This is a genomic window from Novosphingobium percolationis, assembly GCF_020179425.1.
Classification (GTDB): domain Bacteria; phylum Pseudomonadota; class Alphaproteobacteria; order Sphingomonadales; family Sphingomonadaceae; genus Novosphingobium; species Novosphingobium percolationis.
In genome coordinates this window covers 14,369-26,643 of the sequence record NZ_JAILYM010000004.1, presented here as the reverse complement: position 1 = coordinate 26,643, position 12,275 = coordinate 14,369, and the positions used below count along the sequence as shown (strand labels likewise).

Here is a 12,275-nt window from a genome sequence, read left to right as displayed (position 1 = left end):
GTCCCCTTCATGGCGCGGCAAGGATCCTTGTGGCAGGACGGACAGAATGGATGCCCTGATGTCCCATGTGCAGGCGGTGCTGGCCGGTCTCGGCAGCGCGCCGCCGCTGCTGCTGGCGGCGCTCGCCGCGATTGCGCTGACGATGCTCGCCGCAGGCCTGGGGCGCCTGTCGCCGCGTCTTGGCGGGCTGCTGCGGCTGGCGGGCAACCTGCTGCTGGTGGGCGTGTTCCTGCTGGCGGCGATGCGCTTCGTGCGGCTCGACCCGGCGTTCGATTCGCTGACCGCCAATCTCGCCATGCCCGCGCAGACCGTGGTGGGCGGTGAAACCCGCGTGCCGCTGTCCGCCGACGGCCACTACTGGATCGAGGCGCGCGTCAACGGCACGCGCCAGCGCTTCATGGTCGATACCGGCGCCACGATCACCGCGCTGTCCACCGAAGCGGCCGATGCGGCGGGGATCGAACCCGATCCGATGCGCCTGCCCGTGGTGGTCCGCACCGCCAACGGATCGACGCAGGCGCAGATGGCGCGGATCGACGAGGTGCGGTTCGGCTCGATCGTGGCGCGCGACATGGATGCGATCGTCACCGGATCGACCGGGGGCCTGAACGTGCTGGGGATGAACTTCCTGTCGCGGCTGAAGGGCTGGCGGGTGGAGGAAGGCGTGCTGGTGTTGACCCCGCGCCATGCGCAACCCGCGGTCAGCGGCTGACGCCGAGCCACGTTAGCCGTCGCCACAGCGCTTCCAGCGGCCCCTGTCGGAAGCGGACGAGCCACCACCTCGGCCATGCCACCATCGCCAGCCAGCCCGTCACGACGAACAGCGGTAGCCACGCACGCGGTATTTCGGGGCCAAGGCCCAGTCCCCAGCCTGAGAAGAACGCCCCCATCAGCGCCGTCGTACCGATGTAATTGGTGAAGGCACAGCGTCCTGCCGCGACGATCCGCCGCGCCAGCGCGCGATCGGCCACGCGGGGCCAGAGCAGCAGTAATCCCGCTGCATAGCCCAGCGCCATCAGCAGGTGCGGCAGCGCGCCCAGCGATCCCAGCGCGGCAAACATCGCGCGCGGTGGCCAGCCATGCGCCACCAGCCAGCCGAGCAGGGCGAGCGTCAGCGCCCCGCCGATCCCGATTGTGCCGATGGCCAGCGCGCGCAAGGCCCGCTCCGACCAGTCGCCCGCAAAGAACCCGCTTGTTTGCAAGGCCATGCCCAGCAGCATCAGTGGAAAGGTCTCGGTCAGCGTGGACAGCGTGGTCTCGAAGGGCAGGAACGGCGCGGTCGTCCAGCGCAGCCGGACCGCCTCGACGAAGCCTGCGTTGAGGATACGCACGTCGTCCGCCACCGAAGCCGCGATGCGCTGCATCATGCCGGCCTGTTCGGCGACTTCGGCGGGGCTGGCGTGCCCTGCCAGCACGCGCTGTTCGGCGGCGAGGCCATAGAGATCGCCCACCATGGCCGCGCCGTGGCTCAGCACGAAGATCGACAGGCCGAGCGCGGCCAGCGTCACTGGCGCCAGCCGCCGCAGAGCCAGCGCCAGCAGCCCGCACAGCGCATAGGGAAACAGGATGTCACCCCACCACAGCAGCAGGTAGTGGGCATAGCCGAACACCCCGAGCCACAGCAGGCGCCGTGCCTGCATCAGTTCCGGCTGGCGTCCGCGCCGCTCGACGCTGGCGCAGAACAGCATCATGCTCGCCCCGAACAGCAGCGTGAACAGTGCGCGCATCTTGCCTTCGAACAGCACGAAGGCCAGCGTGAACCATGCCGCGCCGCCTGGCTCCGCGCGGGGGATCATCGGGCTGAAGCTGGAAAGCGTCGGCCCCCAGAAGCCGGTTATGTTGATGGCGAGAATGCCGAGCACGGCCACGCCCCGGACGAAGTCCAGCGCCTCTATGCGGTCGGCGGGGGAGGGATGTTCGGGAGCGCGCAAGCGCTCAGGGCTTTACCACCAGGCATGCGAGCCCACCAGCCTTGAGCGCGGCGCAGGCGCGGCTGGCCGTAGCCTCGTTGGCAAAGCCCCCCGCCTGAAGGCGGCTGACGCCCTGCGCGGGCAGGTCGATGCGGGCGTGCCCTGCGATTTCGGGCCGTGCGCGGACCTTGCTCCACAGTGCATCGGCATTGGCCTTGCTGCCGAACGCGCCGAGTTGCACGCGCCATGCACCGCTGGCGGCAGGGCGTGAGGCAACGCGCACCATGTCGGGCGTCGGCGGCGTGTAGGGCACGGGCGCGGCGACCGTGGCGCGTGGCGTGGTGCGCGGCGGCAGCATTACCGCGCCCGCCTGTTCGGCGCCGACAACGACCGGGCGCCCCGGCTCGCTGGCGTAAGCGGGAACGGCCTGTTTCACGGACGCATGTTCGCCCACCACGCGGAACGGCTGGGCCTGTGCCGGTGGAGCCGGGGCGGCCGGGACCGGCGTTGCAGCGGCGGGCGGCGCATCGGGCGCCGAGCGAGCTTTGGCGGCAAGGTCAGCGCCGCCGAGTTGGATCGCGCGCGCCCGCGCCTCGCGCTGTTGCAACTCGCCCGAAAGCGCGATGCCCTGCTGGCGCTGTTCGAGCGGGATGGTCTGGTTCATCGTGGCAAGTCCGCTCAGCGCCTGCGGCAGGTCGCTCGCGGCGGCACGGGTCAGCAGGGCATAGGCGCGCACCCAGTCGCGCGGGGCGAAGTCGCCGTTGAACGCCGCCACGCCGACAAGGTACTGCGCGCGCGGCTCGCCCCGCTCGGCGGATTGTTCGAGCCAGGGCATCGCCTGCTGTTGCCGTCCGGACTGGAACAGCAGCAGGCCATAATTGTCGGCGGCGCGGGCGTGGCCCTGCTCGGCGGCGGCGCGATAGAACTGTTCGGCCCTGGCAAGGTCGGGCGTCACGCCGCGGCCCAGCTTGTAGGCCTGGCCCATGTCGAACTGCGCATCGGCATCGCCCTTGGCGGCGGGGCCTTCCCATTCCTTGATCGCGCGGGCGTAGTCGCCGCGCGTCCAGGCTTCGACTCCGGCGCGGACGTCGGCCAGCGCGGGCGTTGCGGCCAGCGCCGCGATCGTGGCGAGGAACGGGGCGGGGCGGCGCATGGGGCGAATTGGTCCTTCCGGATGGGCGAGTCTGCGGCGCAAAATACAGGCGATACAATGCCGCATATAGTCAACGACGCGTTAGCAAAGCCTTGACGGCCTGCGGACCTTGCGCGGCCCGGCGTGGGGCGGTCGTTAACCAATACTTCAGTCTGTTCTGCGATCCCTACGAGCGTTCCTGTTCAGGACTTCCAGGGGGAAATGGTGCGCGTACTGGCATTGGCTTCGCAGAAGGGCGGATCGGGCAAGACGACCTTGTCCGGGCACCTCGCCGTCCAGGCGCAGCGCGCGGGCGCAGGGCCGGTCGTGCTGATCGACATTGATCCGCAAGGCTCGCTGACCGACTGGTGGAACGAGCGCGAGGCCGAGTTTCCCGCCTTTGCCCAGACCACCGTTGCAAGGCTTTCCGCCGATCTGGCAATCCTGCGCCAGCAGGGTTTCAAGCTGGCGGTGATCGATACGCCGCCCGCCATCACCATGGCGATCCAGTCGGTGATCGCGGTGGCCGAACTGGTCGTCGTGCCTACCCGGCCCAGCCCGCACGATTTGCGCGCGGTGGGCGCCACGGTCGATCTGTGCGAGCGCGCGGGCAAGCCATTGATCTTCGTGGTCAACGCCGCCACGCCCAAGGCGCGCATTACCTCCGAGGCCGCTGTCGCGCTGTCGCAGCACGGCACGGTCGCGCCGGTCACGCTGCACCACCGCACCGACTTTGCGGCCTCGATGATCGACGGGCGCACGGTGATGGAAGTCGATCCTTCGGGCAAGTCGGCGCAGGAAGTGACCAACCTGTGGACGTACGTGTCCGAACGGCTCGAAAAGAACTTCCGCCGCACCGTGTTCGCGGTGCCGCAGGCGGCCATGGCGACGCCGATGGCGGTCGCCGGCGCGCCGCGTCCGACAGGCGGCTTCGGCCGCCGCGTGGTGTCGTGAAGGGAGCCGTGGCCATGCGTGAAGCCCGCGCCTTCGCCTCGCTGACTTCGGGCCTGCTTGCGCGCAAGGGTGAAGCGCGCCCCGCGATGCGCTCGCCGCTCCAGGCGCTGGGGGGCGATTTCGACGCCGACGATCTCGGCTGGAACGACATGGGGGAGCCTGCGCCGGTGGTGGCGATCACCCCCGATACGGTGCCTAGCGCCGCCCCGGAGCGCCCGGAAGTGCTGCGCCAGCTCGATTCGCTGGCCAACGTGATCACGCGCAAGGTCGCGATGGATGCGCGCGTCGCGGCAGCAGAGGCGCACGCGAGCCCGCGCCCCTCGCGCCGCAAGGGCGAGGCGCTGAAGGAAGGGCGCAAGGCCGCCTTCACACTGCGGCTCGACGCCGATCGGCACCTGGCGCTGCGCCTTGCCGCCAGCCTCGACAACCGCAGCGCGCAAGCAGTCGTCCTCGACGCGCTCGATGCATTTCTTAACGACATTCCCGGCATGGACGAACTTGTCCGTCGTGCCCGCAGCAGTTGAACCTGAAAGATCGCATGTCATGACGACCCGCGCCCAATTCCCGCTTTCCAACAAGGCCCTGCGTATGGGCTTGTCGAGCGCGCTCGCCATCGGCCTGCTGGCCGGTTGCACCGCCTCGGGCCCGCACGCCTCGAAGTTCGCCGCCGGGGCCGAGGCTGCCGTCGGCAGCGAACGCGGCGTCGCGCTGGCCGAAAAGGCCGTGCTCGCCGATCCGCGCAACCCGGCCTACCGCACGCTGCTGGGCAATGCCTATCTGCGCAGCGGTCGCTTCGAATCCGCGCGCCAGGCTTATGACGAGGCGATGCAGCTGGGCGAGGACAGCGGCAAGGCTGCGCTCAGCCTTGCGCTCGCCGACATCGCGCTGGGCCAGCGCGACAGCGCGATCGATACGCTGGTCGCCTATCGCGCGGCGCTGCCATCGGCCGACTACGGCCTCGCTCTTGCGCTCGCGGGCCGCGCGCCCGAAGGCGTGAGCGTGCTGATCGGTGCGCTGCGCAGCGGCGAGAACACGCCCAAGACCCGCCAGAACCTCGCCTATGCCTATGCGCTTGCCGGGCTGTGGCGCGATGCGCGCGTGATGGCGTCGCAGGACGTGCCCGCAGACCAGCTGGACGGGCGGATGCAGGAATGGCTGCTCAATTCGAACCCGCGCGACAGTCGCACCCGCGTCGCCGGCCTGCTCGGCGCGCCGGTCCGCGCCGATGCCGGGCAACCGCAGGCGCTCGCGCTTGCCAATTTCCCCGACACGCAAGGCGTGCGCCGGGCCGATGCGGCTCCTGCCGCGCCTGTTGCCGCCGACGCGGCACCCATGCTGGCGCAAGCGGCGGTGCAGGAACTGCCTGCGCTGCCCGTGGCAGAGCCCGCTCCAGTCGTGGCCGATGCTTCGCGCGCGCCAGCTGGCTTGCTGTTGGCGGTCGATGCACTGCCCGCCCGTGTACGGGTCCGCAATGTGCCCGCGCCGGTTCGGGCCGTGGCCACGGGTGGCAGCCACCTCGTGCAGTTGGGCGCCTTCGCCAGCGAGCAGGGCGCGCAGCGCGCGTGGCGGCACTATGCCAAGGTCAATCCGGCGCTGGCCGGACACAAGAGCCTGATCGTGCGCACGACCGTCAACGGGCGCACGTTGTGGCGCGTGCAGGCGGCGGGCTTCGAGGGCTTTGCCCGCGCGGGCACGATGTGCGGCCAGATCAAGGCCAGGGGCGGCGCATGCCTCGTGATGGCGGCACCCGTTCGCTCCGTTCCGGGCCATGTCGCGGAAACCCGTTTCGCTCGCAGGCGTTGAGCTTATTGCATACCCCTGAATGAACCAACTGGGGCCGGACGGAAACGTCCGGCCCCATTTTCGTGGCTTAGTCGATCCGCGCGCCACCCTTGAACAGCGCCAGCACGCGGCCTTCGACCGGGCGGCGGTCGAACGGGGTGTTGCCGGCTGCGGCGGCCATCTTGTCCGAGTTGACGATCCATGGGCGTTCGGGATCGATCAGCGCCACGTCCGCCTGCGCGCCGACGTACAGTCTGCCCGCGGACACGCCGAGCAGCGCCGCGGGATTGCCTGCGAGCAGTTCGAACGCGCGCGCCATGTCGATATGGCCATCGCGCACCAGCGTCAGCGTCAGCGGCAGCAGCGTTTCGGCGCCTGCCATGCCGGGCTCGGCATCGCTGAAGGGCAGGCGCTTGTCCTCGGCCCCGCGCGGGTCATGGCCCGATCCGATCACGTCGATCGTGCCATCGGCAATAGCCGCGATCACCGCCTTGCGATCGGCATCGCTGCGCAGCGGCGGCGAGAGGCGGCAATAGGTGCGGAAACTGGCGAGTTCGAGGTCTGACAGCATGAAGTGCGCCGGGGTAACGCCTGCGGTCACGCGCACGCCCTTTTCCTTGGCGGCGCGCACCAGATCGAGCGCGCGCGCGGTCGTTACCTGCCGGAAATGCACGCGCGCGCCGGTCATCTCGGCCAGCGCGATGTCGCGCGCCACGGCCAGCGCCTCGGCCTCGGCAGGCGCGGAGGGCAAGCCCATGCGCGTTGCCATCTCGCCCGCGGTGGCGACGGCGCTGCCGGTCACGCCCGCGTCCTCGGCATGGGTGACCACGACGAGGTCCAGCATCGCACAATAGGACAGCAGGCGCAGCATCACGCCCGAATCGCCGATCCACTGGCGTCCGGTCGCAACCGCGCGGGCGCCCGCATCGCGCATCAGTGCCAGTTCGGCGAGGTGCGCGCCTTCGAGGCCCACGGTTGCGGCTGCGAGCGGGTGGACCCACATGTCGGGCTTGCCGCTTTGCGCGGCAAAGCGCACGCGCGCCGGGTGATCGAGCGGCGGGCCCTGATCTGGCATCAGCGCGGCGCGAGTGATGCCGCCGAAGTGGAAGGCGGGCTTGTCCACCGCGAAGACGCCGAGGTCGACCAGCCCGGGCGCGACCAGAGCGCCCCTCGCATCGACCACCTCGTCGCCTTCCTGCGGCGTCACGTCCGGCCCCAGCGCGACAATGTGCCCATCGACGCAGCGCAAGGCCCCCGCGGCTGGCGCGCCCGTGGGCAGGACCAGCCGACCGCCGGTGATCGTCAGCGGACGCGGGATCATGCAACTGCTCCTTCAAGCGCGTCCCAGCCGGGCAGGCGGCGGGCGCGGCGCGTCAGCACGTCGAGGCAGGCCATACGGATGGCGACGCCGCGTTCGACCTGATTGGTGATCAGGCTGCGCGTGGGATGGTCGGCCACTTGGCTGTCGATCTCGACGCCCCGATTCATCGGCCCGGGATGCATCACCAGCGCGGCAGGGTCCGCCTTGGCCAGCCGGTCGAGCGTCAACCCATAGAGGTGGCGGTATTCGCGCGGCGAGGGGATGAACTGGCCCTGCATCCGTTCCTGCTGCAAACGCAGCATCATCACGATCTGCGCGCCCTTCAGCGCGGCGTCGAAATCGTGGAACACCTGCACGCCCATCGCCTCGATTTCGGCGGGCATGAGCGCGGGCGGGGCGCAGACGCTGATGTCCGCGCCCAGCGCGGTCAGGCTGAGGATGTTCGAGCGCGCGACGCGGCTGTGCAGGATATCGCCGCAGATGGTGACCTTCAGCCCGTTGAGGTCGCTGCCGGGCGCAAGCTTCAGTGCGTGGCGGATCGTCAGCGCATCGAGCAGCGCCTGCGTCGGGTGTTCGTGCTGCCCGTCGCCCGCGTTGAGCACGGGGCAATCGACCTTTTCGGCGATCAGCCGCACCGCGCCCGAACTGCCGTGGCGGATGACGATGGCGTCGGCGCGCATGGCGTTGAGCGTCATCGCCGTGTCGATCAGCGTTTCGCCCTTCTTCACGCTGCTGGTGGCGGCGTGCATGTTGACGACGTCGGCCCCCAGCCGCTTGCCCGCGATCTCGAAGCTCAACAGCGTGCGCGTCGAATTCTCGAAGAAGGCATTGATGATCGTCAGGCCTGACAGCACTTCGGCCCGCTTGTGCGGCTGGCGGTTCAGTTCGACCCACTGTTCCGCCTCGTCGAGCAGGTAGAGGATCTCGTGCCGGGCGAGCTGGGCGATGCCGGTCAGGTCGCGGTGCGGGAAGGCGAGGCCGCCCGTGGGATAGCGATTGCCGGAGGGAATGTTCGATGGTTGCATCGAAGACCACGCGTTAGTCTGCAAGGGACGGCGGCTCAAGGGTTCGGGGTGGCAAGTTCGCGCTGCGGCCCGTAGATATCCCCCATGAACTTTGCCCGCTCGGTCTGGAAGATCCTCGTCGCCATCAAGGACGGCCTCGTCCTCGTCCTGCTCCTGCTGTTCTTCTGGGCGCTTTACGCCGCGCTGATGCTGCGGCCGACTCCGGGCATGGTGCGCGAGGGCGCGCTCTACATCGCTCTCGACGGGCCGGTGGTGGAGGAAAAGACCCGGCTCAATGCCACCGCGCTGTTGCTGTCGCGCGATGCGCCCCGGCACGAGGTGCAGACCCGCGATCTTGCGCGCGGGATCGAATCGGCGGCCGACGATTCGCGCATCAAGGCCGTGGTGCTCGACCTGCAGGACTTCGGCGGCGGCAGCCAGGTGGCGATGGAGCGCATCGGCGCGGCGATGGACAAGGTGCGCGCGGCGAAGAAGCCGGTGCTGGTGCGCGCGATGCTCTACACCGACGATGCCGTGCTGCTCGCCGCGCATTCCACCGAGGCGTGGGTCGATCCGGTGGGCGGCGTCGCGGTCACCGGGCCGGGCGGCACCCAGCTCTACTACAAGGCGCTGCTCGACAAGCTGCAGGTCAAGGCCCACGTGTTTAAGGTCGGTACCTACAAGAGCGCGGTCGAGCCGTTCCTGCGCACCGAGGCCTCGCCCGAGGCGAAGGAGAACCTGACCGGCCTGCTCGGCGCGCTGTGGGCGAACTGGCAGGCCGACGTGAAGAAGGCGCGGCCTCGCGTGGACCTTGATGGCGTGACCCGCGATCCCGCCGCATGGCTGGCGGCTTCGGGCGGCGATGCCGCGCAGGCGGCGGTCAAGGCCGGGCTGGTCGACCGCGTGGGCGACAAGGTGGCCTTTGGCAAGCGCGTGGCCGAGATCGTCGGGGCAGACCCGACGGGGTCGGAAGGCGCCTTCCGTGCGACCAAGCTGGGAGCCTACCTCGCCGATCGGCCCGAGCCCAGTTCTGGCAAGGCCATCGCGGTTGTGACTGTGGCGGGCGATATCGTCGATGGCGATGCGGGGCCGGGCGTGGCGGGCGGCGACCGCATTGCCGACCTGATCGACCAGGCGGCGGCGAGCGACAAGTACGCCGCGCTGGTCGTGCGCGTCGATTCGCCCGGCGGTTCGGTGCCCGCCTCCGAGCGCATCCGAGCGGCCATCGCGCGGATGAAGGCGCGCAAGGTTCCGGTCGTGGTGTCGATGGGCAGTCTTGCAGCGAGCGGCGGTTACTGGGTTTCCACGCCTGCCGACCGGATCTTCGCCGAGCCGTCAACCATCACCGGCTCGATCGGCGTCTTTGCGGTAATTCCCAGCTTCGAGGACGCGCTGGCCAAGCTGGGCGTGACCACCGATGGGGTGCGCACCACCGCGCTGTCGGGCCAGCCCGACGTGATCGGCGGTCTGAATCCGCAGATCTCGGCGGTGACGCAGGCCGAAGTGGAGGCGATCTACGCGCGCTTCCTCGGCCTGGTCGGCAAGTCTCGCGGAAAGTCGGCGCAGGATGTCGACAGCATCGCGCAAGGGCGCGTGTGGGACGGCGGCACGGCGCGGCAGATCGGGCTTGTCGACCAGTTCGGCGGGGTGGAGGAGGCGCTCGCCTATGCCGCGAAAAAGGCGGGGGCGACGACATGGCATCCGGTCTGGCTGGGCGGCAGCGACGATCCGTTCCAGAGCGTGCTCGAACAGATGACGGGCACCAATGCCGACCAGAGCGAGAGCCATGTCGGCGCGCGCGATATCGCAGGGCTGGTGGCGCGCCAGCAGTTGCGGCTGGCCGACCGGCTCGTAGCCGACCTGGAACGGCTGACCGGCGGGGCAGGCGCGCAGGCCTATTGTCTTGAATGTGCGGGGTTTGCGCCGGTGCGCGCCAACGCCGCGCAGCAGCGCAGCGGTCTGCTGGCGCTGCTGGTGCGTCTCGTCGGCTGACCCTCAATCGGTGGGCGCGGGCGTCTCGCTCGGCGCGCCCGGTTCGATCGTGTCGGGCGCAGGAAACTCGATCTCGCCGGGTTGGCCGACGGGGCCTTCGTCGGGCGTCGGCGTTGGGGGCGTTTCGGGCGGCGATTGCGGGTCTATGCGGTCGGGCTGGGTGGCCATGGGCGGGGATGTCCTTGTGCTCTGCGAATGCAGGGAAACGGGATCAAGGGTAGCACGGTTCCGCCCCCATCCGGCACGGCAAATCGGCGCCTGGCCAAGGGCGCTTGCCCTTTCCCCGCGCGTACGATAGGGGCACCGCTCGCTTTTCGCCGGATGCGGGCGTGGCGGAACTGGTAGACGCAGCAGGTTTAGGTCCTGCCATCGCAAGATGTGGGGGTTCGAGTCCCTTCGCCCGCACCAGAGCCGCCGGGTCGGCTCCGTCCCCAAATTGACGTGCAGTCTTACGAGAAAGTTGGATCACAGATGCAGATCGTCGAAACCAGCAACGAGGGCCTGAAGCGCGCCTACACCGTGACCATCGCGGCGGCTGACATCGCTTCGCGCGTCGAAGGCGAGATCACCAAGATCGCGCCGCAGGTGCGCATGCCCGGCTTCCGCCCCGGCAAGGTGCCCGCCAACCTCGTGCGCAAGATGCACGGCCCGGCGCTCCACCAGGAAGCGCTCCAGACCACGATCCGCGAAGCGATGGACAAGCTCGTCGCCGACCACAAGCTGCGCCCGGCGATGAACCCGGATGTCGCGCTGGCCGAAGGCTACGAGGAAGGCAAGGACGCCGAGCTGACCGTCAGCCTCGAAGTGCTGCCCGAAATCACGCTGCCCTCGCTCGATGGCCTCAAGCTCGAAAAGCTGGTCGTGCCGGTCGAGGAATCGCAGGTCGACGAACAGATCGAGCGCATTGCTTCGGGCCAGAAGTCGTTCACCGACGCCGAGGAAGGCGCCGAGGCGAAGGACGGCGACCAGCTGATCATCGATTTCCTCGGCAAGGTCGACGGCGTGCCCTTCGACGGCGGCGCGGCTGAAGACCAGGCGCTCGAGATCGGCTCGGGCCGCTTCATCCCGGGCTTCGAGGAGCAGCTCGTCGGCGCCAAGAAGGGTGACGAGAAGGTCATCACCGTGACCTTCCCCGAGGACTACCCGGCTGAGAACCTGAAGGGCAAGGAAGCGACCTTCGACATTACCGTCAAGGCTGTGAAGAACCCCGGTGAGTTCGTCGCCAACGACGATTTCGCCAAGATGCTCGGTCTCGAAAGCATCGAACAACTGCGCGGTCTGCTCAAGGGCCAGCTCGAACAGGAAACGGGCGGCCTGACCCGCACCGCGATGAAGCGCGCGCTGCTGGACCAGCTCGCTGCCGGCCATGATTTCGCCGTGCCGCCCTCGATGGTCGAAGCCGAATTCTCGCAGATCTGGCAGCAGCTGGAGCAGGAAGCCGGCAACGAGGAAAACCCTGAGGAAGCCCTCAAGGAAATCGAGGCCGAAAAGGACGACTACCGCAAGATCGCCGAACGCCGCGTGCGTCTCGGCCTGCTGCTGTCGGAAATCGGCCAGGCCAACGGCGTGGTCGTGACGGCGCAGGAAATGGAAATGCTGATCCGCCAGGCGGCGCAGCAGTACCGTGAACAGGACCGCCAGCGCTTCGTCGAATACGTCCGTGCAGAGCCGATGGTTGCTGCCCAGCTGCGCGCCCCGCTTTACGAGGAAAAGGTCGTCGACTTCCTGTTCGACAAGGCCGAAGTGACCGAGCGTGAAGTGACCCGCGAGGAACTCCAGGCCGCGATCGAAGCCGACGAGAACGGCGCGGCTCCGGCCAAGGCCGAGCCCAAGAAGAAGGCCCCGGCCAAGAAGAAGGCCGCTTCGGACGAGGCTCCGGCCGAAGCTGCTGGTGAAGGCGAAGACAAGCCCGCCAAGAAGGCTCCGGCCAAGAAGAAGGCCGCTGCGGAAGAAGCTCCGGCCGAAGCCGTTGCCGAAGGCGAGGAAAAGCCCGCTGCCAAGAAGCGGGCACCCGCCAAGAAGAAGGCCGAAGAGGCCTGATTCGGACGCGAGGTCCGGCCTGCTCGGACAGGCCGTCCCAAATGCGAGGCCCGGCCGCCAGCAAGCGCGCCGGGCCTTGCTTTTTGGGGGAAACCGCACGGCATGTATCCGTGTTGATCGCCAATGGCGGTTAACGCCCT

At 69.1% G+C, this 12,275-nt stretch carries 11 protein-coding genes and 1 tRNA gene; 7 read left to right on the top strand and 5 right to left on the bottom strand.

Annotated elements, in window-relative coordinates:
* Positions 1-58: 58 nt before the first annotated feature.
* On the top strand, positions 59-712 hold the full coding sequence (locus K3A84_RS11375; RefSeq protein ID WP_225009471.1) for a retropepsin-like aspartic protease family protein: 654 nt from the start codon (positions 59-61) through the stop codon (positions 710-712).
* Here the strand turns inward: K3A84_RS11375 and K3A84_RS11370 are convergent.
* Entirely contained in the window at positions 702-1,931 is a 1,230-nt protein-coding gene (locus K3A84_RS11370; protein ID WP_225009470.1) for a DUF418 domain-containing protein, read from the bottom strand. The two genes, K3A84_RS11375 and K3A84_RS11370, sit on opposite strands and share 11 nt — an antisense overlap.
* A 4-nt stretch (positions 1,932-1,935) precedes the next feature.
* Positions 1,936-3,063 (bottom strand): SPOR domain-containing protein, encoded by a 1,128-nt coding sequence (locus K3A84_RS11365; RefSeq protein WP_225009469.1) that lies wholly within the window; start codon positions 3,061-3,063, stop codon positions 1,936-1,938.
* A 204-nt stretch (positions 3,064-3,267) separates the two neighbouring features.
* On the opposite strand from K3A84_RS11365, the gene K3A84_RS11360 reads away from it, so the two are divergent.
* The 3 genes from K3A84_RS11360 to K3A84_RS11350 are packed head-to-tail and all read left to right on the top strand — an operon-like array spanning position 3,268 to position 5,799.
* The gene (locus K3A84_RS11360; protein WP_225009858.1) at positions 3,268-3,996 is read left to right on the top strand and encodes an AAA family ATPase; all 729 of its coding nucleotides are present in this window, start codon (positions 3,268-3,270) and stop codon (positions 3,994-3,996) included.
* A 14-nt stretch (positions 3,997-4,010) separates the two neighbouring features.
* Entirely contained in the window at positions 4,011-4,520 is a 510-nt protein-coding gene (locus tag K3A84_RS11355) for a hypothetical protein (protein ID WP_225009468.1), read from the top strand.
* Between the two features lie 19 nt (positions 4,521-4,539).
* Positions 4,540-5,799 (top strand): SPOR domain-containing protein, encoded by a 1,260-nt coding sequence (locus K3A84_RS11350; RefSeq protein WP_225009467.1) that lies wholly within the window; start codon positions 4,540-4,542, stop codon positions 5,797-5,799.
* Positions 5,800-5,866: 67 nt separating this feature from the next.
* Here K3A84_RS11350 and K3A84_RS11345 read toward each other — a convergent pair whose 3' ends face one another.
* Positions 5,867-7,099 (bottom strand): dihydroorotase, encoded by a 1,233-nt coding sequence (locus K3A84_RS11345; RefSeq protein WP_225009466.1) that lies wholly within the window; start codon positions 7,097-7,099, stop codon positions 5,867-5,869.
* Complete coding sequence (locus tag K3A84_RS11340; protein ID WP_225009465.1) at positions 7,096-8,124, bottom strand: aspartate carbamoyltransferase catalytic subunit; 1,029 nt, start codon at positions 8,122-8,124, stop codon at positions 7,096-7,098. The genes K3A84_RS11345 and K3A84_RS11340 overlap by 4 nt, the downstream gene beginning before the upstream one ends.
* Before the next feature lie 84 nt (positions 8,125-8,208).
* Between K3A84_RS11340 and sppA the strand changes: the two genes are divergently transcribed.
* The gene (sppA, locus tag K3A84_RS11335; RefSeq protein ID WP_225009464.1) at positions 8,209-10,095 is read left to right on the top strand and encodes a signal peptide peptidase SppA; all 1,887 of its coding nucleotides are present in this window, start codon (positions 8,209-8,211) and stop codon (positions 10,093-10,095) included.
* A 3-nt stretch (positions 10,096-10,098) separates the two neighbouring features.
* Here sppA and K3A84_RS11330 read toward each other — a convergent pair whose 3' ends face one another.
* On the bottom strand, positions 10,099-10,263 hold the full coding sequence (locus tag K3A84_RS11330) for a hypothetical protein (protein WP_225009463.1): 165 nt from the start codon (positions 10,261-10,263) through the stop codon (positions 10,099-10,101).
* A gap of 155 nt (positions 10,264-10,418) precedes the next feature.
* On the opposite strand from K3A84_RS11330, the gene K3A84_RS11325 reads away from it, so the two are divergent.
* Positions 10,419-10,503, top strand: a tRNA-Leu gene (locus K3A84_RS11325).
* Positions 10,504-10,566: 63 nt separating this feature from the next.
* Positions 10,567-12,135, top strand: a complete 1,569-nt coding sequence (gene tig, locus K3A84_RS11320; protein ID WP_225009462.1) for a trigger factor — start codon at positions 10,567-10,569, stop codon at positions 12,133-12,135.
* Positions 12,136-12,275 lie beyond the last annotated feature (140 nt).